The 25,755-nt window shown below is 69.8% G+C and carries 16 protein-coding genes; 13 read left to right on the top strand and 3 right to left on the bottom strand.

All coding sequences use genetic code 11. The features are described 5' to 3' along the window. The 10 genes from QAA18_RS06950 to QAA18_RS06905 all read left to right on the top strand — a co-directional run. On the top strand, positions 1 to 511 hold a 511-nt coding region (locus tag QAA18_RS06950; RefSeq protein WP_279412140.1), incomplete at its 5' end, for a hypothetical protein. 64 nt (positions 512 to 575) lie between these two features. Beyond that, positions 576 to 2,249: a pilus (MSHA type) biogenesis protein MshL gene (gene mshL, locus QAA18_RS06945; protein WP_279412138.1), complete on the top strand. Its 1,674-nt coding sequence runs from the start codon at positions 576 to 578 to the stop codon at positions 2,247 to 2,249. Between the two features lie 311 nt (positions 2,250 to 2,560). Next, the gene (locus tag QAA18_RS06940; protein WP_279412136.1) at positions 2,561 to 3,058 is read left to right on the top strand and encodes a tetratricopeptide repeat protein; all 498 of its coding nucleotides are present in this window, start codon (positions 2,561 to 2,563) and stop codon (positions 3,056 to 3,058) included. Further along, a complete protein-coding gene (locus QAA18_RS06935) occupies positions 3,055 to 4,410 on the top strand; it encodes an ExeA family protein (protein WP_279412135.1) in 1,356 nt (451 codons plus the stop codon). The genes QAA18_RS06940 and QAA18_RS06935 overlap by 4 nt, the downstream gene beginning before the upstream one ends. Next, positions 4,403 to 6,127, top strand: coding sequence for a GspE/PulE family protein (locus tag QAA18_RS06930; RefSeq protein WP_279412134.1), 1,725 nt, complete (start codon positions 4,403 to 4,405; stop codon positions 6,125 to 6,127). Before QAA18_RS06935 ends, QAA18_RS06930 begins: the two co-directional genes overlap by 8 nt. Next, positions 6,124 to 7,380, top strand: coding sequence for a type II secretion system F family protein (locus QAA18_RS06925; protein WP_279412132.1), 1,257 nt, complete (start codon positions 6,124 to 6,126; stop codon positions 7,378 to 7,380). The genes QAA18_RS06930 and QAA18_RS06925 overlap by 4 nt, the downstream gene beginning before the upstream one ends. A 14-nt stretch (positions 7,381 to 7,394) precedes the next feature. Further along, the gene (locus QAA18_RS06920; protein ID WP_279412128.1) at positions 7,395 to 9,638 is read left to right on the top strand and encodes a hypothetical protein; all 2,244 of its coding nucleotides are present in this window, start codon (positions 7,395 to 7,397) and stop codon (positions 9,636 to 9,638) included. Further along, the gene (locus QAA18_RS06915) at positions 9,635 to 10,696 is read left to right on the top strand and encodes a type II secretion system protein (RefSeq protein WP_279412126.1); all 1,062 of its coding nucleotides are present in this window, start codon (positions 9,635 to 9,637) and stop codon (positions 10,694 to 10,696) included. Before QAA18_RS06920 ends, QAA18_RS06915 begins: the two co-directional genes overlap by 4 nt. Next, the gene (locus QAA18_RS06910) at positions 10,693 to 11,844 is read left to right on the top strand and encodes a type II secretion system protein (protein WP_279412125.1); all 1,152 of its coding nucleotides are present in this window, start codon (positions 10,693 to 10,695) and stop codon (positions 11,842 to 11,844) included. The genes QAA18_RS06915 and QAA18_RS06910 overlap by 4 nt, the downstream gene beginning before the upstream one ends. Before the next feature lie 40 nt (positions 11,845 to 11,884). Continuing rightward, positions 11,885 to 12,583 (top strand): type II secretion system protein, encoded by a 699-nt coding sequence (locus QAA18_RS06905; protein WP_279412124.1) that lies wholly within the window; start codon positions 11,885 to 11,887, stop codon positions 12,581 to 12,583. Here the strand turns inward: QAA18_RS06905 and QAA18_RS06900 are convergent. From QAA18_RS06900 to QAA18_RS06890, 3 genes are read right to left on the bottom strand one after another with little or no spacing between them, the layout of a single operon-like run. After that, the gene (locus tag QAA18_RS06900; RefSeq protein WP_279412122.1) at positions 12,555 to 13,823 is read right to left on the bottom strand and encodes an FHA domain-containing protein; all 1,269 of its coding nucleotides are present in this window, start codon (positions 13,821 to 13,823) and stop codon (positions 12,555 to 12,557) included. The genes QAA18_RS06905 and QAA18_RS06900 overlap by 29 nt on opposite strands. Next, complete coding sequence (locus QAA18_RS06895) at positions 13,816 to 16,473, bottom strand: serine/threonine-protein kinase (protein WP_279412121.1); 2,658 nt, start codon at positions 16,471 to 16,473, stop codon at positions 13,816 to 13,818. Before QAA18_RS06895 ends, QAA18_RS06900 begins: the two co-directional genes overlap by 8 nt. A 55-nt stretch (positions 16,474 to 16,528) precedes the next feature. Beyond that, positions 16,529 to 17,851 carry a dicarboxylate/amino acid:cation symporter gene (locus tag QAA18_RS06890; RefSeq protein WP_279412120.1) on the bottom strand — a complete coding sequence of 441 codons (1,323 nt, stop codon included), beginning with the start codon at positions 17,849 to 17,851 and terminating at the stop codon, positions 16,529 to 16,531. Between the two features lie 152 nt (positions 17,852 to 18,003). Here QAA18_RS06890 and QAA18_RS06885 point away from each other — a divergent pair, with 152 nt between their 5' ends. From QAA18_RS06885 to QAA18_RS06875, 3 genes are all read left to right on the top strand, one after another. After that, the gene (locus QAA18_RS06885; RefSeq protein WP_279412119.1) at positions 18,004 to 23,478 is read left to right on the top strand and encodes a HAMP domain-containing protein; all 5,475 of its coding nucleotides are present in this window, start codon (positions 18,004 to 18,006) and stop codon (positions 23,476 to 23,478) included. Next, positions 23,463 to 25,121, top strand: coding sequence for a response regulator (locus tag QAA18_RS06880; RefSeq protein ID WP_279412117.1), 1,659 nt, complete (start codon positions 23,463 to 23,465; stop codon positions 25,119 to 25,121). The genes QAA18_RS06885 and QAA18_RS06880 overlap by 16 nt, the downstream gene beginning before the upstream one ends. After that, the coding region (locus QAA18_RS06875) for a HAMP domain-containing sensor histidine kinase (RefSeq protein ID WP_279412115.1) at positions 25,118 to 25,755 on the top strand (638 nt) is incomplete at its 3' end. The genes QAA18_RS06880 and QAA18_RS06875, both read left to right, overlap by 4 nt.

The raw sequence follows: 25,755 nt of genomic DNA, 5'->3' as shown, positions 1-25,755 counted from the left end.
GCGCGAGCCTGCCGGTGCCTGCCCCGGCGGCCTCCAGGTCGGCTGGCTGCCCTACGAGAGCATCGGCCTTGCCCGGCCCGAGCCCGCCCGGCGCATGCGCTACGCGGTCTCGCGCGGCACCGGCGCGGACCTCGTGGTTCCCACCGGCAGCGCCGCGGACGGCGTCGACATCGACGGCATCGGCCGGTTGCAGGACGCGCTGATCGCGGCCGCGCAGGCGCCTGCCGGCACCGCGCGTCCGTTCGTCACCGGCAAGGGCACTGCGGCCGATGCCGAGAGCTGCGCCCACGTGGTGGCCAACCCCGCCTTCGCGATCATCGCGCCGGTCGCCGATCGCGACGACGCGGGCGGAAGTCATCCCAGGTTCGACGGCATCAACCAGGCCATGGCCGACAGCGATGCGCTGTGCATCGCCGCGCCCGGCAGGGCGATGGATGCCGGTTACGACGACGTGGTCGTCGCCGAAAGCGCCAGCGCATTGCTGGGCTGGCTGGCGACGAGCACGCGCTAGTGCACTTCCAATCCTCGACAAGGCGGAACGCCCGATGACAGCCCAAGACACAACCCGGTCCCCCATGCTGCGCAGGCTGGCGATGCCGCTGGCGACCGCGGCCACGCTGCTTGCCGGTTGCGCAAGCCAGCAGAACGTCCGCAACCTGCCGGAGACCGAGTACAAGACGCTCGAGACGATCAGCGCGCGCGTGGGCGAGGAGTCCGCCAAACTCGCTGCCGAGCATGCGCGGCTGCGCGCCGCGCTGGAACGGGTGCAGCCGCCACCGCCGGCGCTGGCCCCGGTCGCGCCGGAGTACGACCCGCTCGAGAACCGGATCGTCACCATCAACATGCATGAAGCCGACGTCGGCGGCCTGCTCTGGGCCCTGGCCAGCCAGCTCGGCATGAACCTGATCGTGGATCCGGCGGTCATGGGCCGCAACCAGCGCGCCAGCCTGTACCTGGCCAACGTCACCGCGCGCGAGGTCTACAACCACATCCTCACCGCGTTCGACCTGCATGGCGAGATCCGCGGCGGCGCACTGGTGGTCACGGCGATGGAGGAACGCATCTTCAACGTGGAGATGCTCAACACCACGACCTCGCTGGACATGAGCACCGGCGGCGACGTGTTCGGCGCGGGGGCAAGCGGCAGCGGTGGCGGCGACACGCTGCGCGGCAAGCTCATCCTCGACGGCTCCGTCGGCAAGCAGAACGATCCGTACAAGCAGCTGGCCGCCTCGGTCGAGTCGATCCTGAAGGTGGATCCGGGCATGAAGACCGGCGACGGCCCGCCGGTCGAGGAACCGCGCTACAGCCTCGACCCGCTGACCGGTTCGCTGTTCGTGCGCGCCCGGCCGTCGCAGGTACGCGCCGTGTCCGAGCTCGTCGAGCGCAACCAGGCGGTGCTCGGCCGCCAGGTGCTGATCGAGGCGCAACTGATCGACGTGCAGCTCAGCGACCAGTTCCGCTTCGGCGTGGACTGGGTGAAGCTGCGCGACAACGTCGCCGGCGTGATCGGCGACAGCCCGATCTACGGCGATCCGTTCTACGGCCGCGATGCCGATGGCAACCCGATCACCAACCCGATGTTCCCGGACAGCGAGCACAACACGCTCGACAAGATCCTGACCATTCCGCGGCAGACGATCGGCTCCGCCCTGGGCCGCGGCATGGGCCTGAGCTACATCGGCGACAGCTTCACCGCGACCCTGAACATGCTGCGCGAATACGGCAGCGTGAAGGTGCTGTCCAACCCCAGCGTACGCGTGCGCAACGCCACGCCCGCCTACCTCAGCGTCGGCCAGAACATCCGTTACGTCAGCAAGTCGACCACCAGCTTCAGCAACCCCGGCGGCGGAGCCACCAACACCTCGTCGGACGTGCAGACCGAATCGCTGTTCTCGGGCGTGGTGATCGGCGTCGCGCCGCTGGTGCACAGCGACGGTACCGTCGAACTGCTGGTGCATCCGATGCAGACCGAGGTCGCGCCCGGCAGCCTGGAACTGGTCGAGGTCGGCAACGGCAACGCGGTGACCCTGCCGGTGATCAGCTTCAAGGGCATGACCACGACGCTTAACCTGGCCGACGGCGACACCGTGCTGCTCGGCGGCCTGATCGACCAGCAGTCGCAGGACACCGACACCGGTGTGCCCGGCGCGTCCGACATCCCCGGCCTCGGCAAGATGTTCGGCTCGGAGGCCAACTCGCACCGCAGCCGCGAGCTGGTGATGGTGCTGCGGGTCACGGTGATCTGATGAGTCTCATGTTCGCCGCCCTGAAGCGGATGGAGTCGCCTGCCGGACAGGGGCGTACCGCGCGCCCGACCGCAGCGCCCCGCGCTGCACCACATTGGCTGGTGCCCGCGCTCTGCGGAGGTGCACTCGTCGCCGCGGCCGCCCTGGCCTGGCAGGGCGCGCGGCCCGGCACCGCAGCCGCACCGGCGACGCCCGTCGTCTTGGAGGCACCGGTCGACGTCGCCGAGCCCGTTCATGCGCCCGTGCCGGCTGAGGCAACCGTGACACCGGCAACTGCCGTAACGGCCGCCACGACGCAGCCGCCTCCACCCGTGGCCGAACCGGTCGCGGAACACATTGCCGAGTCCGCCGTGGCTCCTGCCGCGGAGCCCGCGACAGCGAGGCCACCGGGGATCGTCGTGCGCGATGCGCGTGAAGCTTCCAACGATGCCGGTGCGCCCGAAGACGCGGCCATCGCCCGCGACGTGGCTGCGATCGGCGCCGCGGTCCGCAACGGCGACCTGGACGGCGCGCAGGCGGGCGTCGACGCGCTGGCAGCGATCCTCCCGCCGCGCAGCCTCACCCTGCTGCGCATGCAGGCCTGGGTCGCCCACCAGCGTGGCGATACCGCGAGCGCGCTGTCGCTGTACCGCTCCATCGTCGAGCGCGTCCCCAGCGACCAGACCGCGGTGATCAACCTCGCCATCCTCGAGGCCGCCCACGGACAGGCCGCCAGCGCGCGCCAGCGCCTGCAGCACCTGCGCCAGGCCGACGGCAACTCCCGCGCGGTCGAGGACGCCATCGCCCTGGTCGAGGCCAGCCTGAGGTGAGCACCCCCGACGCCGCCGCCCCGCGCGCCTATCTGCAGCGCCTCGGCCTGGAGCGGTCGCCGTTCCCGACCACCCCGGACGCGGAGAACTACTTCAGCACCGGCCCGATCGAGGGCGAACTGGCGGAAGCCGTGCACTGCGTGCTCGCGCGCAAGGGATTCGTGCTGCTGACCGGCGACGTGGGCACCGGCAAGAGCACCTTCCTGCGCAAGCTGCTGGATGAAGTCGAGGATCGCGGCGCGATCGTCTCGCTGCTGTTCAACACCTTCCTCCAGGGACCCGACCTGCTGGCGGCGATCTGCCGCGACTTCGGGGTCAAGGCCGGTACCGACGCCGCCGCCAACCTGGACGCGCTCAACCGCTTCCTGCTCCGCTGCTGGCACGACGGCCGCACCTGCGTGCTGGTGATCGACGACGCGCAGAACCTGGACGTGGCCAGCCTGGAACTGCTGCGCCTGCTCAGCAACCTCGAAAGCGGACAGGAAAAGCTGCTGCAGATCGTCCTGGCCGGCCAGACCGAACTTGTCGCCACCCTGGCCGGCCACGGCATCCGCCAGCTCGCCAGCCGCATCGTCAAGCACATCCGCATGCATCCGCTGGATGCGGGCGACTGCGCGCGCTACGTCGAATTCCGCCTGGCAGGCGCCGGCGCCGCGGGGCGCATCCGCGTCGAACCGCAGGCGCATGCGCTGCTGCACCGGCTCAGCGCCGGCAATCCGCGCCGCGTGCACCTGGTCATGGATCGTTGCCTGTACGGGCTGGTGGCGCAGGACAGCAGCCGCGTCGATGCGGGGCTGGTGCGCGCTGCTGCCGCGGAGACCGGCTTCCTGCCCGCGCGCCTGCGCCATCGCCACTGGCCACTGGCCGCGGCTGCGCTGGTGGTCGCCACCGGCCTGGCCACTGCGGCGACGTTCGCGTGGCGCAGCGATCCGCAACCCGTCGCTACGGCAGAGGCCCCGATCGCGACGATGCACGTGCCGGCGGAATCGCCCTGGCAGGCATGCACGCAGCAACTGGCCGGCGACGGTCCGCTGCAGTTGTTGCAGGTCCCGGCGCGCCACCACGACACGATCGCCGGCCGCAGCGACCTGTGCCTGCAACGCGCCGGCTCCGGCTGGATGGTCGCCTGGCACCCGCCCTTCGACGCCGGCGACGTGCGCAGGCTGCAGCTGTACCTGCTCGCGCGCGACGGCAGCGTCGGCGCCATCGACGGCAGGTTCGGCCCGCGCACCCGCGCGGCGCTGGCGCGCTTCCAGGTCGACCACGGCATCGACCCCGCCGCGGGCTCCGATGCGCTGACCCTGCTGCTGCTCACCACCAAGACGACGGGAACCCGAGATGGCCATGGCTGATTCCACCGTTACCGCTGCCACCCGGCCTGCCGAGGAGTCGCGCCTGGGCGCGATCCTGCAGGAGCGCGGCATGCTCAGTGGCGCGCAGCTGAACTACGCGCTGCAGAAGCACGCCATCGAGAACTCCGGCGCGCAGAAGCGCCGCCTCGGCCCGCTGCTGATCAAGCACGGCCTGGCCAGCGAGACCGACATCGTCAAGGTCCTCGCCGAGCTCTACGGCACCCGCTACGTCCAGGTCGAAACCCTGCCCGAACCGGACCGCCAGGTGCTGGCCCTGTTCAACCGCGAGCTGTGCCTGCTGCGTTCTTTCCTGCCGCTGCGCCGCGCCGACGACACCCTCGAGGTGCTGCTCGGCGACGCCGACGCCGAGGCGGTGGCGCAACTGGTGCTGCAGCGCTGCGGCCTGCGCTGCACGTTCCTGCAGGGCGAGTTCACCAAGGTCAACCAGCTCATCCGCCACACCTATTACTTCGCCCAGAACCCGATCGAGACCCTGCTCGACCGCGAGATCAAGCGCATCACCGCGGACGAGGACCACGCCTACAGCCCGGAGAAGCTGCTCGACTACCTGCTCCACCTCGCAGTGCGCGAGCGCACCACCGACATCCACATCGCGCCAGCCGAGGAAAGCATCCACGTCCTGTTCCGCGTCGACGGCGTGCTGCGCCCGATGCTGGCGATGCACTCCTCGCTGCAGCGCCTGCTGGGCTACATCAAGCTCGAGGCGGAGATGGACATCTCCGAGCAGCGCCGGCCGCAGGACGGCAGCTTCCGCGCCAGCGTGCTCGACAGCGCGCTCACCGTGCGCGTCTCGACCCTGATCAGCGACCAGGGCGAGCGCATGGTCCTGCGCCTGCTGCCCGAGCACAGCGATCTTTCCGGCCTGGCCGAGCTGGGCTTCTTCGACGACGACATCGCCCTGCTCGAACGCATGTTCGCCAAGCCCGCGGGCCTGGTGCTGATCACCGGTCCGACCGGCTCGGGCAAGAGCAGTTCGCTGCACGCGGCGCTGCGCATGCAGTCGCTGATCGAGCGCAACGTACTGACCGTCGAGGACCCGATCGAGTATCGCGTCCCCGGCGCCTGCCAGACCGAGGTCAACCGCCGCGCCGGCTACGAGTTCGGTTCGGCGCTGCGCCATTTCCTGCGCCACGACCCCGACGTGATCCTGCTGGGCGAAATGCGCGACGCCGAAACCGCGCAGGCCGCGGTCGAGGCGGCGGCCACCGGCCACCTGGTGCTGTCCACCCTGCACGTCTCCGGCGTGTTCGGCGTGGTCCCTCGCCTGCGTCCGCTGGGCCTGGAGGCGCAGGTCATCGCCGACAACCTGCTTGCGGTGGTCAACCAGCGCCTGGTGCGCCAGAACTGTCCGTTCTGCAGCCAGCCGGTCGAATTCAACGGGGCCGAGATCGAATGGCTCGGCGACCTGGCTGCCGGCACCACGGGCGCCCGCCGCGGCAGCGGCTGCGAGCGCTGCCGCAACAGCGGCTATTACGGCCGGTTGCCGGTCTACGAGGTGCTGGTGCTGGACAACGCGATCGCCAACGCGATCGCCGACGATGCCGGCCGCGAGGCGGTCCGCACGCTCGCCTACGGCAGCGGCTTCCGCGACATGGTCCACGTCGCCAAGCGGCGCGTGGCGATGGGACAGACGACGCCCGAAGAGGTCCTGCGCGTGGTCGGCGACGGACCGGCGACGGCCAGGGTGGCCGCATGAACGTCTACTACTACCGCCTGTTGCTGCCCAATGGCCGGGTCAAGAGCGGCATCGCCCAGCTGTCCGTCGAGCACGACAGCTCGGCGCGCCTGTGGCTGGAGAAGACCTTCGAAGCCACGGTCGTGCACCTGCAGAAGCTGCCCGGCTGGCTGGCGGAAACCCAGCGCAGCCTGGCGCACCTGTTCAGCCCCAACATCCGCCCGCCGGAACTGGCCGGCATGCTCCGCGACATGGCGGTGATGACCAGCAGCGGCATCCCGGTGCTGGAAGCGCTGCGCGCGGTCTCGCAGGAAGTCGGCACCGGCCGTGCCTCCAACGCCGCACGCATCGCCCGCAACCTGCTCGACGAGCTGGACGCCGGCGCCGGCATGAGCGAGGCCTTCAACCGCTACCCGGACACGTTTCCTGAAACGGTGCGCAACCTGATCATGATCGGCGACGAGACCGGCAGCATGGACCACATGCTGTCCGAAGCCGCCGACCACGTCGAGCGCGTCGCGCGCATGAGCGCCGACACCCGCCAGGCGCTGATCTATCCCGGCTTCGTGTTCACCGCGATCTTCGCCGCCGGCGGGTTCTGGATCTATTACGTGATCCCGAACCTGACCTCGCTGTTCAAGCAGATGAACGCCGACCTGCCACCGCTCACCATCGCGGTGATCGCGTTCTCCGAATGGTTCACCGGCAACATCGTCGGCGTGCTGGTCGGCATGGCCGCGACCGGATTCGTGCTGTGGGTGACCTGGCGCTACAGCCGGGCGTTCCGGCGACGGGTGCACTACCTGCTGCACCGCCTGCCGATCGCCCGCACGATCATGAAATCCGGCGGACTGGCCTTCCTGACCGAATACCTGTCGCTGCTGATCAAGGCCGGCGTGGACATGGTCAGCAGCCTCAAGGTCATGGAACGGGCGATGCGCGACGAATACTACAGGGAGCGCGTCGTCGCCATCCGCCAGGTGCTCGAGCGCGGCGACCGCGTGTCCTCGGCCATGCGCCAGGTCGGCGGCTTCCCGCCGATGATGGTCCGGATGATCTCCGTCGGCGAGGACACCGGCACCCTGGACCGCCAGCTTGCGCGCCTGTCCGACGAATACAGCCTGCGCCTGCAGCGCCTGATCACCAACCTGTCGGAAGTGATCAAGCCGCTGGTGGTGCTGCTGGCCGGCGGCATGTTCGTGCTGCTGATCGTCGCCTTGCTGCTGCCCGTCTACGACCTGGTGAAGCAGGCGATGTCCGGGCCCCAGTTCTGAACGCGGAGACGGTGATGCGTACGCGGCAACGTGGCTTCAGCATGCTCGAGACCGCCCTGGTCGTGCTGCTGGTGGGCAGCGCCATGGCGGTGGCCTTCCTGGTGGTGCGCATGCGCGAGCCTGCGCGCCAGGTGCAGGCGCAGGACCGTGCGCTGCAGTGGGCCGACGAGGCGCTGCTGGCCTACGCCGCGCGCAACGCCCGCCTGCCCTGCGCGGTCTCCACCCCGACCAGCGCGATGGACGATTGCGTGGGCCCCGGACAGAAGGGCTGGCTGCCGGTGCGGGACCTGGAGGCCGTGCACCCGGGCGGCGATGCGCCGACGCTACCGCTGCGCTACATGGTCTATCGAGGTGGCACCGACAGCGACCTGGCGACGGCCGCAAACCTGTTCAACCCGCATAAGTGGGACGACGAGGAACACGATTTCACCGCCGTCAACGGGCTCGACCTGTGCGCGGCACTGGAAAACGCCATGGCCGCCGGCGTGCGCGGGGACCGGGCGCGAACCAAGGCCATCGACGGTTCCCTGGTCAACGTCGCCTACGGCCTGAGCGCGGCGGGACCCACGCCCGGCGAGGGCGGGGAACGCCACGACGGCGACAACGCGTTGTCCGGCGCGGTCATGGAAGCGCCTTCGCGTGGCGTCGACGCCCGCTACGACGACCGCGTGCGCGTGCGCGATTTCGAAGCGCTGGCGCGCAGCCTTGGCTGCAACGGCGCGCCTGCCGACAAGCGCGTGGCGCTGGCGGCCGTGGACCTGCTCGCGCTGGCCGTCGACGTCAGCGACGAAGTCGACGACCAGCATGCCGGCAACATCGAGGACACCGACCTGGCGGTGGCGATGGCCGCCGTGTCCGAGGTGTTCGCGACCATCAACGTCGCCCTTTCCGCCGCCAACATCTCCAACTCCGTTTCCACCCTGGCGACCGCGTCCGGCCAGCTAGCCGGCGCCATTGCCTCTTGCGTCGTCCTGGTCGGTTGCGCCTTCATCCCGATCTACACCGCGGCGGTGACCGCGGCCGGCGTCGCCATCGGCCTGTCCACCGCGGCTACCGTGGTCGCCGCCACCGCGCTGGGCCTGACGACTGCGGCGCTGGCCAAGACCATCATCGCCCGCGACCTGGCGCACACCCCGATCCCGCGCGGCCCCACCGACATCAGCGACCTGATCGAGCAGACCTGCATGACCGCCGAAGGCGGCTGGCGCACCTATACCGTCGATTCGGACGGCAAGAAGATCCCGCTGGATCCGCCGCAATGGCAGGACGGCCTGAAGCAGGAAGTCGAGGAGGTCCGAAAGGAGATCGACGAAACCAAGGCCGAGATCGCCGAGGCATACAAGACCCTGAAGGCAATCCGCGAATACAAGGTGCCGCTGGGCGGCCTCCTGATCGACTACGACTACAACAAGCCGACGCAGGGCGAGAAGGAGTCCGACGAGGACTACCAGAAGCGTTACGACAAGTGGAAGGAAGAGCAGCCGGCCATCATCCAGGAGTGGGAAACCCGCCTGACGAAAAAGCTCGCCGCGATCGAGAAGGCCGAGCAGGCCCGGGTGGAATACAACCTGGCCGACCAGGCTGCGAAGGACGCTTCCGCGCAGCTGGACCGGATGAACACCGCGATCGCCTCGCTGCAGGAGGACGTGCTGGAGTGCAATGCCAGCCCGCCCGGCACGCCGGACGGCAGGCTGCGTTGCGACAACGCCCGCAACTCGCTGGCCGGGCTGCTCGACTGCGACAGCGAATACACCAGCACGATCAAGAAGGGCGGCTACCTGGTCCGCCAGTGCCTGGCCGCGGTGAAGCAGGCGTCCACCGATGCGAACAAGGCGCGCCAGGCCGCCTACAACAAGTTCTGGAGCCTGCAGTACAGCGCCGCCGGCCTCCCCGATCCGCCGCTGATCAACTACATCTTCAACCCCGGCTGCGGATTCTGGTTCACCCTGTGCAACATGCTGATCATCCCGATGCAGGATTTCGACGACGACGATCGCGAAACCTACGCCGCCACGTACTACAAGTGGATGGAACTACAGAATCTGCTGGGATTGAAAGAAACGGAACTCGCCGACAAGATCCAGGCCTACGACAAGGCGCAGGCGCAGTGCGATGCGCTCCGGGCCATGAACACCGGCACCGGCAACGGCGCCACGATGCCGCCGGTCTGGAGCGGCGCGGCCGCGATCCTGGAAGCCGCGGACTGTCGCGGGGCGACGGGCCCGGTGCAGCCGCTGACCTGCGAGGCCAAGCCATGAGCGGTGCACGCAAGCGCACCGAAGGCTGGTCGCTGGTCGAGCTGTCGGTGGTCCTGGCCGTGCTCGGCCTGCTGGGCATGGTGCTGTGGCGGCTGCTGCCGCTGGCGCCGAAGGTGGCCGAAGCCGGCGCCGCCGATCGCGAACTCGCAGCCGCCGGCCAGGCGCTGGTGGGCTACGCGCTCGCGCACAACGGCCTGCCGACGCCGGTAGTGGTCGACGGCCAGGAGATGTTGCCAGTGGAGGCGCTGGGCCTCCCCTCCACCCTGCGCCTGCGCTACCAGGTGCTGCCCGCGCTCGCCGCGACGCCGGGCGAGCTTTTCTCGCCCACGCTTCCGCCGGCCTTTGCCGGCGGCGTCGAAACCACTTCGGCGGTCACCAACGGCCTGGACTTCTGCATGGCGCTGAAGAACGCCAGCACCGGAACGCTGCCCGGCATGGACGGGATCCCGACGGCGTTCGCGCTGATGCACACCGGACCGGCCGGACACGACAGCCTGGCCGACGCTGCGTTCGCGTTGCCCGGCAGCGCGGAGATCGGCGCGCGCCACGTGCTCGCGATCGGCCCGGGCGAACTGGCCAGCCGCCTGGCCTGCCCGGATCGCGTGTCGCGCACCCAGGCCGCCGTGCACGCCGCGCACGCCGCCTACGACATGATGCGCACCTCGCAGCAGTACAAGGAGCTGCGCGTGTTCGCGGTGCAGGTCGCGGAAGTGAACCGCGACAATTCCCAGGTCGGGGTGACCTTTGCCGCGTTCGACGTCGCCTGGGGCGTCTTCGGCGAGGCGATGTCGATCCTGCAGGAAGCCGTCGGCTGGCCGCCGGATCCGGTCGGCATCGCCACCGGCATCGTTTCCCACATCAGCGCCACCGTGCAGCTGGGCCTGGCGATCAAGAACCTGGTGGACGCCGAAGAGGACCGCGTCTCCGCCGACGAGGACCTGCAGGAGGCCAAGGACCAACAGGCGGCTGCCGAAGCCAAACTCGCCGCCATGCAGGGGCTGGCCGCACGCACCCTGCTGCAGGCGCAGCACTACGACAAGCAGGGTCTGCAGCGATGAACCTGCGCCGTCGCTCGCGTGGTTTCTCGCTGGTGGAACTGTCCGCGGTCCTGATCGCGCTCGGCCTGGTGTCCGTGCTGCTCGCGCGCTTTCTCGGCACGGCGCAGGAACAGCAGCGCGAGGAGATCGGCCGCGACCTGCTGCAACGCGCCGACGATGCCCTGCTCGCCTTCGCCATGGTCCACAGCCGCCTGCCCTGCCCCGACAGCGGCATCGACGGCAACGAGGACTGCAGTGCAGGCCAGGTCGGCCGCCTGCCCTGGCGCACCATCGGGCTGCCCGACGCGCGCGCGCGCCTGGTCCGCTACGGGGTGCTGCGGCGGCCCGACCTGGCGACCGCGCGGTTCGATGCGGACCTCGGCACGATCCGCGACCGCTTCCATCCGCTGGTGGTCGTCAGCTCCGACACCGCCACCCTCTGGCCTATCGGCAACAGCAACGGCCTGGACATGTGCTGGGCGCTGCGCAACGCGCTCGAAGCCGACGACGATCCCGCCTTCGTCCACGTTGTCTCGCCTTCCACCGCCAGCGGCATCACCCACGTCGCGTACGCGGTCGCGCTGCCGCGCGCGGACCACGGCTTCGGCGGCGAGCAGGCCGCCGGTGGCGTCGCCTTCGATGCGCCCAGGCGCGGCACGGAGGCCGGTTACCACGACCGCGTGCTGGCCGTCGGGCTCGACCAGTTGTGGGCGCGCATGCATTGCGGCGACAACATTGCCGCCGCCGGCTTCGCGCACTTCAACAGCGCCGCGACCATCGCGCTGATGCACAAGTCCATGCTCGACTACAAGAAGGAACTCGAGGTCGCCTTGAAGATGGCCGAAGCCAATACGCTCAATGCCGGTGCCGCGGTCGCCGGTGGCGTGGCCGGCGTCGCCGACGCGGCCGGCGGCGTGGCCGACACCGTCTCCGAAGGCCTGGCATCCACGGGCGTGGTCGGCTACCGCGTCGCCATCGCAGCCGTCGCCACCGCGGCGGCGGTCGGCGTGACCATCACCGCCGGGGTAATGCTCGGCTACGCGATCAGCGCGGAGGATTCCGCGCGCCAGGCGTACGCGGACATCGATCCGCAGATCGACGCCGCCGAGCAGCTGTCCACCGAATCCCGCGCCAACGCGGAGGAAGCAGATGCCCTCGGCCTGTACTGATCCGTCCAACGCACGCCCACGCCCCGCCATGGAGTCCGCCATGCCCCGTCGTCCATCCGCAATCGACCGCGCACCGATCCGCGGATTCACCCTGGTCGAAATGTCCGTCGTGCTGGTGGTCATCGCCCTGATCGCCGGCGCGGTCACGGTGGGGCGCGACGTCTACCGCGCGGCGGCGGCCGAGCGCATCGGCAGCGACTTCGTGCAGGCCTGGGTGCTCGCGTACGACCAGTACGTCGCCGGCTCCGGCGGCGTGCCCGGCGACGACTTCGACGATCCCAGCGGCCAGGTCAACGACAGCATCGGTTCGTTCCTGTGCGACGACGCGCTGCTCGACGAGATGCTCGCACGCGGCATCACCCTGCCCGCCGGGCGCGCCGAGGGCGCCAACGATCGTTACGTCTACCAGGACGGCCGCGGCGTGCCGCATGAGTTGCGTGCGTGCTTCGGTGCCGTGCAGTGGGCCGAACCCTATGGCAGCGTCGGCAATTACGCGTCGCGGCCGCGCAACGTGTTGCGCCTGGAGGGCCTGACGCCGGAGCTGGCGACCTTGCTCGAAGCCAGGATCGACGGCCGCGTGGACGCATTGCACGGACGTTTCCGCGAAGCCGGCGAACAGGCGGCCAACACCGCCACCGGCGGCCCCTGGAGCCTGCAGTCCGACGACACCATGGGCGGTGGCACCGACCCGGACGACCAGGTCGCCGAGCTTACGGGCTACATCCGGATGAACCAGTAAGCGCGCGGCAGCGGAAGCGCAACACGGTGCCGCCGAGCAGGATGCGGTCGCCGTTGCCGAGCGCGGCTTCCTGCACGGTCGCGTCGTTGACCCGGGTTCCGTTGGTCGATCCGAGGTCGCGGACGCGGAATACGCCGTCGTCGTCCCATACCACGCAGTGCTGCCGCGACACGGTGTCGTGGGCAATGCACACGTCGCTGTCGCGGGAACGGCCGATCACCACCGGCGTGGCTGAGAGTTCGACACGACGTGGCGTACCGCCGCTGCCCTCGACTTCGAGCCAGCCCCTGGCCGTGTTGCCGCTGCGCGGCGATCCGGTCAGCGCCAGCGTGCGCTGGGTGCGCAGGTCCACGGCCATTTCACTACCGTCGATGCCGTTGCCGGCCAGCTCATCCAGCCAGCGCCGCACCTGTGCGGCCAGCGAATGCGGGGCCGGCGCGCCGGAGCCGGACACCGGCAGCAGGCGCCGCTGGTCGGCTTCGACTTCCGCACGCAGCGCCTGGGTACGCGCCTCCGGGGTGATCCCGAGCTCGGAACGCAAGCTGGCTTCGAGCACCCGGTAGCTCTCCAGTGCCTGCGCATGCAGGCCGGACGCGGCCAGCAGCGCCATCAACTGGCGCACGTAGCCTTCATGCCAGGTGTCCATCGCGACCAGCTTGCGCGTGGTCGAGATCGCTTGCGGCAGGCGCCCGAGCGCCTGCTGCGCGCGTGCAAGCCGGGCCAGCGCTTCCTGGGCCGCATGCGCCAGCTGCCGGCGCGCCGCGGCCAGCCATTGGCCGAAGTCCGCGCAATCGTCCAGCTCCAGGCCGGACATGAACTCACCGCCGACGGCGGCGGAATCGCACTCCACTGCCAGGACATCGGCTTCGGTGGGTGCCGCCGGCAGCGACGCGACGCGTTCGATCGACATCAGGTCGATGCACACGCCAGACGCGGCTTCCGGGAACAACCCGATGGACTCCCGGGAGATGTCCAGCACCGCGCCGGCGTCGCGCGACTCGAACAGCTGGTTGAGGTCGGCGACTACCTGCCGCAGGTTGGTCCGCCCCGAGGCGGGCGCCAGGTTGGGCCACAGCAGGCTGGCGATCTGCTCGCGCGCGTGCAGCCTGCCGCGCTCGACGGCCAGGTAGCCGAGCAGCGCCCAGCCCTTGCGATAGTGGATCTCGCCGCTGGCGTCGTGTTCGCCGTGCCAGAGCGAGCGTTCGCCGAGCAGCTTCAGCGACAGCATCGCCTCAGCCATGGCCATCGCCGGGAACCGAAGCGATACGGCCTGCAATGAGGCGCATGCGCGCGCGCAGCGGCGCTGCGGGCGCCAGCCCGGGGGCCAGCACCGTTTCGGCGCGTTGCAGCTGATCGCGCGCCGCCGCGGCATCGCCCGTGGCCAGCAGGTCGTCGGCGTAGGCCACGCGCAGGCGCGCGACTTCGACGTGGTCCGGGCCTAGCGCACGCGCCATCGCGTCCACCGCGAGCCGGCGCGATCCGGCCGCGCCAGCCGCATCGCCGGCCGCGCGGGCGATGTCGGCCATGAGGGACTGGCGCCGGGACACGTGCTTTTCCATGGTGATGTCGGCGGCCAGCGCGTCGAGCTCGGCGCGCGCCTGGGCCGGGCGGCCGCTGGCGACCAGCCATTCGCCATGCAGAAGACGGTAGTCGATGCTGCGCGGATGACGCAGGTCGTGGCGCTGCAGCCATTGGTCGCAAGCGTCCTCGATCAGCGGCCCGGCCTGCTGCAGGCGTCCCTCGCGCAAGAGCAGGCGGCCCAGGTTCAGGCGCGACTTCAATACGCCTTCGCTGTCGGCGGCCAGCGCCGCGCTGCGGATCTCCAGCGAACGGCGGTACGCCGCTTCCGCTTCGCGCAAGGCCCCGCGATCTTCGTCCAGCACGCCCTGGTTGTTGAGGCTGACGGCGTAGTCCAGGCTCTCCGGGCCGGATGAAGCGGCATGGACTTCCTGGGCGGCGACGTACAGCGGCCTCGCTTCGTGCCAGCGGCCGAGGTCGTGCAGGGTGTAGGCGAGCTCGTTGTAGGCGTCGCCGACATACTTGCCGTCGCCGTAAACGGCGAGCGTTTCGTCCAGTATCTCGCGCTGCAGGCGCGCTGCCTCCTCGAGCCGGTTGTCCCCGCGCAGGGCCTGGGCCAGCCCCGACTGGCTCGACAGCTTGCGCGCCGGGTTGTGCCCGAGCGTGCGCTTGACCGCCAGCGCCGCGAGGTAATAGTCCCGGGCCGTTTTCCAGTCGGCGCGGTAGCGCGCGAGCATGCCGAGGTTGTGCAGCGTCGAGGCGGTGTCCATGGTCAGCACGCCGGCATGTTCGTTGCGCAGCGACAGCGACTGCAGCAGCACGCGCTCGGCTTCCTCGTTGTCGATGCCGGCCAAGGCGATGCCCAGCGAGTTGAGGACGTTGGCCGTGGTCAGTGGCGGCGCATGGTGGCGCAGGTCGATGTCGACCGCGCGCCTGGCGACCTCGATCGCCTTCTGCCTGTTGCGGGAGTTTGCGTGCAGCACCGACAGTTCCGCCAGCACCGAGGCCGCGTGCAGCGGCTGCGCGACCTCGGGGTCGAGATAGCCTTCCGCGGCGGCGCTCATCAGCGGTTCGGCCAGCACCGGCTGGCCCAGGTGCAGGTAGGCATTGCCGAGCACGTCGCGCAGGCGCGCCAGTGCCGCCGGGTCGTCCACTTCGTCCAGGCGTTCGACGGCCGAGTCGAGGATGTCCCGCGCGGTGAGGTCGACGCTGTTGCCGCTGGACTTGGGATCGGCCGAAACGAAGGCATCGGCCAGCAGGTCGGTGACCTGGTCGGCGGCCTGCGCGGCGTCCCGGGCGATGTCGCGTTGCTCGGCCAGCTGCCACACGAACACGGCGCTGAGCAGGCCGATGATGCCCAGTGCTGCGGCCTCGCCCCAGCGCCGGCGCAACAGCTTGCGCAGGCGGTAGCCGGCCGGAGCCGCGCGTGCGCGCACGGGGCGGTGTTCGACGTAGCAGCGCAGGTCCGCCGCCATATCGCCTACGGAGGCATAGCGCGCGGCGGGTTCCGGCGCGCAGGCCTTGTCGGCGATCGCGTCGAGGTCCGCGGGCACGCGCAGCGGCGCAAGCAGTTCCCGCAACATGATGCCGAGGCTGTAGACATCGCTGGCCGCGCTGACGGCTTCGCCCGCCAGCAGTTCCGGGCTCGCGTAGGACGGCGTGCAATAACCCGCCTGCCCGTCCTGGCTCCCGAGCGCGCGGGCGACACCGAAGTCGAGCAGCACCGGATTGCCGGCCTTGTCGACGAGCACGTTGGCCGGCTTCAGGTCGCAATGCACGATCATGTGCCGGTGCGCATAGTCGACCGCGCCGCAGATGCCCTGGAACAGGGCGATGCGCTCGGCCAGTCCCGGCGAATGCTGGCGGCAATACTGGCGCAGCGGCAGGCCGTCGACGTACTCCATCACCAGGTAGGGATCGCCGGCCGGCGTGGTGCCGCCGTCGTAGAGGCGCGCGATGCCCGGATGCTGCAACCGAGCCAGTACCTGCCGCTCGGCTGCGAGGCGTTCGGCCGTGGCGTTGTCCGGGCGTCCGTGCAGGAGCTTGATCGCCACCTGTTGCCGATACAGGTCGTCTGCACGCACGGCGACGAACACCGTACCCATGCCGCCGCTGGCGAGGCGTTCCTGCAACCGCCAGTTGCCGACGACATCGCCCGGCTCCAGTTCCGTGGCCGGCCGCACCGACGGCGCAACCGCGCCCTGCTCGAGCAGGGTCTCCACCAATGCGATGGTCTCGGCGTCGCCGGTCATTTCCCGCAGGCGCGAACGCCAGGCATCCCGGGGTTGCCCGCCCAGCTCCTGCATGAATGCCCGCACGGTGATCCGCCGGGTCTCGTCCAGCCCGGCCAAGGCCAAGTCCAGCCAGGTCATGGTGCGCCAGCCTCCCCAGCCCGCTTCCACCCGGACCGCAGAGTCTACTACGCAGTCATCGGCCGTCCGCGGCCACGATCCCGTGGGTGTCCTGCTCTCCGTGCGCCACCACCGTCGCGGCCACCAGGTCGCCGGTGACGTTCAGGGTGGTGCGGCACATGTCGAGCAGGCGGTCGACGCCGAGGATCAGGCCGATGCCCTCGGGCGGGACGCCGACCATGCCGCAGATCAACGCCACCACGGGCAGCGAACCGGCCGGCACGCCGGCGGTACCGATGCCGCCGAGGATGCAGACGAACATCACCATGGCCTGCTGGCCCAGCGACAGGTCGACGCCGAAGAACTGGGCCAGGAACAGCACCGTCACGCCTTCGAACAACGCGGTGCCGTTCTGGTTGGCGGTGGCGCCCACCGTGAGCACGAAGCGCGACACCTTGCCCGGCAACTTCAGTTCGGTATCGGCAACCTGGAGCGCGGTCGGCAGCGTGGCATTGCTGGAGGCGGTGGAGAACGCCATCACCATCGCTTCCTGCACGCCCTTGAAGAACGCCAGCGGCGAACGCCGGGCCACCAGGCGCAGGGCCAGCGAGTAGACCACGAACATGTGGATCGACAGGGCCAGCAGCACCACGCCCACGTAGGCGCCCAGCCGCGCCAGCAGGTCCCAGCCGAACAGCGCAGCCAGGTTGAACATGAAGCAGAACACCGCGTACGGGGCAAGCCGGATCACCAGCCCGATCAGCACCATCGAGACCTCGAACAGCCCCTCGATGCCGCGCAGCAGCGTACGCGACGCGGGGCTGTCGGTCAGCACCAGGCCGATGCCCAGCATCAGGGCGAAGAACATGACGCCGAGGATGGCGTTGTTGGCCGCCGCGCCGACGATGTTGGACGGAACGATTTCCAGGACCATGTCCAGGCCGCGCGGCTGGTTGGCGGTGCCGGCGACGATGGCCTGGGCGCGGTCAGCGCTGGAGGCCAGCAACTCCTGCGCGACGCCGGCGTCGACGCCGGCGCCCGGCTCGATCCAGTTCACCAGCAACAGGCCGATCATGACCGCGATGCCGGAGACGATGACCGTGTAGGCCAGCGTCTTCCAGCCGATCCGGCCGAGCGAACGGATATCGCCCATCTCCGCCACGCCGACCACCAGGGCCGAGAACAGCAGCGGGATCACCAGCATGAAGATCAGGCGCAGGAACAGCGTGCCCACCGGCTGGGTGACCCAGGTGGTGAGGCCGTCGACCCAGGCCGCGTCGGCACCGCCGGCGTAATGGGCCACGAGGCCGAGCAACAGGCCGGCGACGAATCCGATGGCCATTTTCCAGTGCAGCGGCATGCGGCCCCGCTGCGTGACGGGCTTCTCGTTTTCAGGCATCGATCGCTCCCCGGGCAGGCTTGGAGCTTACACCAGGCGCGATGCGGCCCTGCGCGTGAAGGCCACGTGCACGGGTCGCAGGTACCCCATGGGCTACCTTTAAGGAATCGGTTCCGCCCCTTTCGGCAGCGGAGCCGCACGGGGGGTTTTGCGTGAGCGATGAAGGCACCACCACACGTCGGCGCACCCGCGCCGCCACGACCAAGGCACGCCAGTCCGCCGCTGCGCCCGCCGATCCGCTGCTGCAGTTGCTCGACGCCATGCAGGGCGTCAATGCGGGCGACTTCTCGGTGCGGCTGCCGCTGCACTGGGACGGCATCGAGGGCAAGCTGGCCAACGCCTTCAACGAGATCGTCGCCTCCAACCGCCGCCTGGCCGCCGAACTGGCCCGGGTGGGGCAGAAGGTCGGCCGCCAGGGCCAGACCCGGCAACGCGTACTGCCGGCGGCGCGCCAGGGTTGCTGGGCGGAAATGGAAGAGTCGGTCAACCACCTGATCGACGACCTGGTGCGCCCGGTTGAAACCATCACCGAGGCCATGGCCGGCGTGGCCAAGGGCGACCTCACCCGCACGGTGCCGCTGGAGGCCGATGGCCGGCCGCTGCAGGGCGAGTTCCTGCGCTCGGCCAACATCGTCAACCGCATGATCGAGCAGATGGGCGAGTTCTCGTCCGAGGTCACGCGCGTGGCGCTGGAAGTGGGCACCGCCGGCCTGCTTGGCGGCCAGGCCAAGGTCAAGGGCGTGTCCGGCGTGTGGAAGGACCTGACCGACTCGGTCAACCAGATGGCCTCCAACCTGACCGCGCAGGTGCGCAACATCGCCGACGTGACCATCGCCGTGGCCAACGGCGACCTGTCGCGCAAGATCACGGTCGACGTGCGCGGCGAGATCCTGCAGCTCAAGGAGGCCATCAACACGATGGTGGACCAGCTGCGTGGCTTCGCCTCGGAGGTGACGCGCGTGGCACGCGAGGTCGGCACCGAGGGCAAGCTCGGCGGCCAGGCGATCGTGCCCGGCGTGGCCGGCACCTGGAAGGACCTGACCGACTCGGTGAACTCGCTGGCGTCCAACCTCACCTCGCAGGTCCGCAACATTGCCGAGGTGACCACCGCGGTGGCCAAGGGCGACCTCTCCCGCAAGATCACCGTGGACGGCCGCGGCGAGATCCTGCTGCTGAAGGAACCCGTCAACACGATGGTCGCCCAGCTCAACGGGTTCGCCGCGGAAGTCACGCGCGGGGCCCGCGAGGGCGGCACCGCGGGCAAGCTCGGCGGCCAGGCCGAGGTGCCCGACGTCGCCGGCACCTGGAAGGACCTGACCGACCACGTCAACTCGATGGCGTCGAACCTGACACTGCAGGTGCGCAACATCGCCGACGTGACCACGGCGGTGGCGCGCGGCGACCTGTCGCGCAAGATCACCGTGGACGTGCGCGGCGAGATCCTGCTGCTCAAGGACACCATCAACACCATGGTCGACCAGCTCAACGGCTTCGCCGCGGACGTCACGCGCGTGGCCCGCGAGGTCGGCACCGAGGGCAAGCTCGGCGGCCAGGCGATCGTGCCCGGCGTCGCCGGCACCTGGAAGGACCTGACCGACCACGTCAACTCGATGGCGTCGACCCTGACACTGCAGGTGCGCAACATCGCCGACGTGACCACCGCGGTGGCGCGCGGCGACCTGTCGCGCAAGATCACCGTGGACGCCCAGGGCGAGATCCTGCAGCTGAAGGAAACCGTCAACACGATGGTCGACCAGCTCAACGGCTTCGCCGCGGAGGTCACGCGCGTGGCACGCGAGGTCGGCACCGAGGGCAAGCTCGGCGGACAGGCGCAGGTGCCCGGCGTCGCCGGCACCTGGAAGGACCTGACCGACAACGTCAACTCGATGGCGTCAAACCTCACCGCCCAGGTGCGCAACATCGCCGAGGTGACCACCGCGGTGGCGCGCGGCGACCTGTCGCGCAAGCTCACCGTGGACGCCCAGGGCGAGATCCTCCAGCTCAAGGAGACCAGCACCACGATGCTCGCACAGAAGCACGGCTGCGCCGCGGAGGTGACGCCCGTGGCCCGCGACGTCGGCACCGAGGGCAAGCGCGGCGGCCAGGCGCAGGGGCCCGGCGTCGCCGGCACCTGGACGGACCTGACCGACAACGTCAACTCGATGGCGACCAACCTCACCACCCAGGTGCGCAACATCGCCGAGGTGGCGACCTCGGTGGCCAAGGGCGACCTGTCGCGCAAGATCATGGTGGACGCGCAGGGCGAGATCGCCCAGCTCAAGGACACGCTCAACACCATGGTGGACCAGCTCAACGGCTTCGCCGCGGAGGTGACGCGCGTGGCCCGCGACGTCGGCACCGAGGGCAAGCTCGGCGGCCAGGCGCAGGTGCCCGGCGTGGCCGGTACCTGGACGGACCTCACCGACAACGTCAACTCGATGGCGACCAACCTCACCGCGCAGGTGCGCGGCATCGCCAAGGTCGTGACCGCGGTCGCCAACGGCGACCTGCACAAGAAGCTGACGGTGGAAGCCAAGGGCGAGATCGCCGAACTGGCCGACACCATCAACGCGATGACCGGCACCCTGGCGATCTTCGCCGACCAGGTGACGACGGTGGCGCGCGAAGTCGGCGTGGAGGGCCGCCTCGGTGGCCAGGCGAAAGTGCCGGGCACCGCCGGCATCTGGAAGGACCTGACCGCGAACGTGAACCAGCTCGCGGCCAACCTCACCACCCAGGTGCGCGCGATCGCCGAGGTGGCGACCGCCGTGACCCAGGGCGACCTCACCCGCTCGATCACGGTGGACGTGCGCGGCGAACTGGCCGACCTGAAGGACAACATGAACTCGATGATCGGCACCCTGCGTGCCACCACCGAGTCCAACCGCGAGCAGGACTGGCTGAAGACCAACCTGGCCAAGTTCTCCGACATGATGCAGGGCCAGCGCGACCTCCTGACCCTGGGACGCATGCTGCTGAGCGAGCTCGCACCGCTGATGGATGCGCAGCAGGGCCTGATGTACGTGGTCGAGGGCAACCCGGGCGAAGGCCCCGGGGGTGAGGACGGCCGCCGCCTGCGCCAGCTCGCCGGCTACGCCGACGCCGACCGCTCGCCGGCCGCGCGTTCGCTGCGCTTCGGCGAAGGCCTGGTCGGCCAGTGCGCCGCGCAGGCGCAGCTGATCCTCATCGACGACGTGCCGCCGGGCACGGTGCAGATCGAATCCGGCCTGCTCAACGCGGCGCCGCGCAGCGTCATCGTGCTGCCGGTGCTGTTCGAGGACCAGGTCAAGGCGGTGCTGGAACTGGCCTCGCTGTCGGAATTCACCCCGACCCAGCGTACGTTCCTGGAGCAGCTGTCCAACTCCATCGGCATCGTGCTCAACACCATCGAAGCCACGATGCGTACCGAGCACCTGCTGGCCCAGTCGCAGCAGCTGGCCGGCGAGCTGCAGGCGCAGCAGAAGGAACTGCAGCAGACCAACGAGGACATCGCGCTCAAGGCCGCCCTGCTGGCCGACCACAAGGCCGAGGTGGACCAGAAGAACCAGCAGATCGAGCACGCGCGCCGCGCGCTCGAGGAGAAGGCAGCCGAGCTGGCGCTGACCTCGCGCTACAAGTCCGAGTTCCTGGCCAACATGTCGCACGAGCTGCGCACGCCGCTCAACTCGATCCTGATCCTGGGCCAGCAGCTGGCCGAGAACCCGGACACCAACCTGAGCCCGCGCCAGGTCGAATTCGCCAAGACCATCCATGCCGCCGGCACCGACCTGCTGCACCTGATCAGCGACATCCTCGACCTGTCCAAGATCGAATCGGGCACCGTCACGGTCGACAGCGAGGACATCACCTTCGCCCACCTGCGCGAGAACATGGAGCGCGGGTTCCGCCACGAGGCCGAACGCCGCCACCTGGACTTCTCGGTGGACTTCGGGCCGGAACTGGGCAAGGAGCTCAATTCCGACCCCAAGCGACTGCAGCAGATCCTCAAGAACCTGCTGTCCAACGCTTTCAAGTTCACCGAACAGGGCAGCGTGAGGCTTTCCGCCAGCGTCGCCCGCGGCGGCTGGTCGCCGGACCATCCGGTACTCGGCAAGGCGCCCACCGTGATCGCCTTCGAGGTCAGCGACACCGGCATCGGCATCTCGCCGGAGAAGCAGCGGATCGTGTTCGAGGCGTTCCAGCAGGCCGATGCGGGCACTTCGCGCAAGTACGGCGGTACCGGCCTCGGCCTGGCGATCAGCCGCGAGATCGCCGGCCTACTCGGCGGCGAGATGAAGCTGCAGAGCGAGCCCGGCAAGGGCAGCACCTTTACCCTGTACCTTCCGCTGCATTACATGGGCGGCAACCAGGAAACGTCGCGGGAACGCACGCCGCGGATGCTGCCGCGCCCCGCCGAGACCAGCGCCGAGCCGCAGGTCGAGATCGAGGACGACCGCACCGACATCGCCGCCGGCGAGCCGGTGCTGCTGGTGGTCGAGGACGACCCGCGCTACGCGGCCGTGCTGCGCGACCACGCGCGCGGCCTCGGCTTCAAGGTCCTGGTGGCGCAACGCGGCGCGGATGCGCTGCGCCTGGTACGCGAATACAAGCCCAACGCGATCACCCTGGACATCTTCCTGCCGGACATGCTCGGCTGGACGGTGCTGGCGCGGTTGAAGCAGGACTCGAGCACGCGCCACATCCCGGTGCAGGTGGTCACGGTGGAGGAAGAGCGCCACCACAGCATCGAGCGCGGCGCGTTCTCCTACCTGGCCAAGCCGGCCGACAACGAGACCATCGCCGCCGCCCTGCAGCGGATCAAGGAATACACGCTGCCCCGGGTGAAGAAACTGCTGGTGGTCGAGGACGACGCCGCCGAGCGCATGGGCATCGAGGAGCTGATCCGCCACGACGACGTGGCCATCGATACCGTCGGCAACGGCGCCGACGCGCTGGCGGCGCTGCGCGAGGGCGGCTACGACTGCGCCGTGCTCGACCTGCGCCTGCCGGACATGAGCGGTTTCGAACTGCTCGACCGGATCCAGGAGATTCCCGGACTGCAGGAACTGCCGATCGTGGTCTTCACCGGCAAGGACCTGAGCGCCGAGGAGGACCGGCGCCTGAAGAAGGCGGCCAAGTCGGTGATCATCAAGGGCGTGGAATCGCCCGAACGCCTGCTCGACGAGACCGCCCTGTTCCTGCACCGGGTCATCGCCGACCTGCCCGCGGCCAAGCGGCGCATGGTCCAGCGCCTGCACGAATCGGACGAGACGCTGCGCGACAAGCGCGTGCTGGTGGTCGACGACGACGTGCGCAACATCTTCGCCCTGTCCAGCGTGCTCGAACGGCACGGGATGGAAGTCATCACCGCCGGCACCGGCCAGGAAGCGATCGAGAAGGTCGCCGGCGACGCCGGCATCGACCTGGTGCTGATGGACATCATGATGCCGGGCATGGACGGCTACGACACCATGCGCGCCATCCGCGAGGACCCCGACTCGCGGGCGTTGCCGATCGTGGCACTGACCGCGAAGGCGATGAAGGGCGACCGCGAGAAATGCCTCGAGGCGGGCGCATCCGACTACCTGGCCAAGCCGGTCGTCACCGACCAGCTCCTGGGGGTGCTGCGGCAATGGCTGCACCGGTAAACATCCTGCTGGTCGACGACCAGCCCGGGCGCCTGATGACCTACCGGGCGATCCTGGAGCCGCTGGGCGAGCGCCTGGTCGAGGCCTCGTCGGGCGACGAAGCGCTGCGCCTGCTGATGGAGGACGAGTACGCCGTCATCCTGCTGGACGTGAACATGCCCGGCATGGACGGCTTCGAGACCGCGAGCCTGGTGCACCAGCACCCGCGCTTCGAGAAGACGCCGATCATCTTCGTCACCGCGGTCAACGTCACCGACATGGATCGACTGCGCGGCTACAAGCTCGGCGCCGTCGATTACGTGATGGTGCCGGTGATCCCGGAGATCCTGCGCAGCAAAGTGGTGGTGCTGGCCGAGCTGTTCCGCAAGCGTCGCGAGTTGCAGCAGGCCAACGCCGCGCTCGAGGCCGAGAAGGCGCGCGAACTCGACCGGCTCAATGCGTCGCTGCGCGCGGCCAACGCGGAACTTGCCGCGCGCAACCAGGACCTGCGCAACGAGATCGTCGAGCGCCGCCGTGCCGAGCAGCGCCTGCGCGAGGCCGACCGGCGCAAGGACGAATTCCTGGCCACCCTCGCGCACGAACTGCGCAATCCGCTGGCGCCGCTGCTAAACGCACTCAACATCCGCCGCCTGTCCGGAACCGGCGGCGAGGACCCGATGCAGGGCCTGATGGAACGCCAGCTGGCGCTGCTGGTGCGGCTGATCGACGACCTGCTCGACGTGGCCCGCATCACCCGCGGCAAGCTGGCGCTGCGGCAGCAGGACACTACCCTGCAGCAGGTGCTGGACGCCGCGGTCGAAACCGTACGGCCGCACCTGCAGGAAGGCGGCCACGAGCTGAGCGTCGAGATGCCGCCCGAACCGGTGCACCTGCACGGCGACGGCCCGCGCCTGTCGCAGGTGTTCTCCAACCTGCTGAACAACGCTTCCAAGTATTCCGATCCCGGCAGCCCGATCGAGATGGTGGCGCGGCTGGACAACGGCGACATCGAGGTGACCGTGCGCGACCACGGCATCGGCCTGGGGCCGGAACAGGCACGCACGATCTTCGGCCTGTTCGTGCAGGCCGACAATGCGATCGATCGCGCGCACGGCGGGCTCGGCATCGGCCTCACCCTGGTCAGGCAGCTGGTGGAAATGCATGGCGGCACCGTCACCGTGACCAGCCCTGGCCTCGGCCGCGGCAGCGAGTTCCAGGTGCGGCTGCCCGGCATGCTGACCCAGCCTGGAGCGAGCGAGCTGCCGCCCGCCCCGCGCTCGGCGCGCGCGCACGGCCGCCGCGCCCTGGTCCTCGACGACAACCGCGATGCGGCGGACACGCTGTCGATGATGCTCGGCCTGCTCGGCTTCGACGTGCGCACGCTCTACGACCCGGCGGGATTCGAGCAGGCCTTCACCACCTTCGAGCCGCATGCGGTGTTCCTGGACGTCGGCATGCCCGGGCGCAGCGGCTACGACGTGGCCGCGGCCGTACGCGCCGCGCCGGGGGGCGACGACGTGCTGCTGGTGGCGGTCACCGGCTGGGGCCAGCCCGAGGATCGCCAGCGCACCAGCGCGGCGGGCTTCGACCACCACCTGGTCAAGCCGCCGGAACTGGAAAAGATCCGCGAGATCTGCCTGGAACTGGGCGAGGACGCGGCATGAACGACGGCGGCGGGAACACCTGGCTGGACCGGCTGGCGCACGACCTGCGCGGACCGCTGGCGCCGCTGCAGACCGCGACCTACCTGCTGCAACGCGAGGACCTGGATCCGGCCCGGCGCGCGGAACTGCTTGCGATGCTCGAGCGCCAGGCGCAGCGCCTGGCGCGCATGCTCGACGAACTCGACGACTGGCGGCGCATCGGCCGCGGCAACCTCCTCGGCACCCGCCAGGAAAGCGAGCTGGCATTGCTGCTGGATCACGCGCTGGTAGCCAGCGGCCTGGCCGGCACGCCGGTCGAAGACGACGGCGTCGCCGCCGGTGTGCGCGTCGATGCGCAGCGCATGACCCAGGTACTGCGCACGCTCCTGGACTACAGCCTGGCCCGCGATGGCGTGGCACCAGCGCTTGCGTTGCGTCGCGACGACAGCCGCTCCAGCCTCGAGCTCACCTTGTCCGGGCCGCCCCCCGCCGACACGGAGGTCGCCACCCTGTTCGACCAGCCGCAGGCCGACCCCTTCGACGAAGGCCTCGGCCTGCGCCTGCCCCTGGCGCGCGAGATCGTGCGCGCGCATGGGGGCGAACTCAGCGCGACGGTGGCCGGCGGCCGCCTGGTCCTGCGCTGCGAGTTGCCGCT

The organism is Luteimonas sp. 8-5 (assembly GCF_029763755.1).
Classification (GTDB): Bacteria; Pseudomonadota; Gammaproteobacteria; order Xanthomonadales; family Xanthomonadaceae; genus Cognatiluteimonas.
Note: the sequence above shows the minus strand (reverse complement) of the source record. Positions and strands in the feature narration are given on the sequence as shown.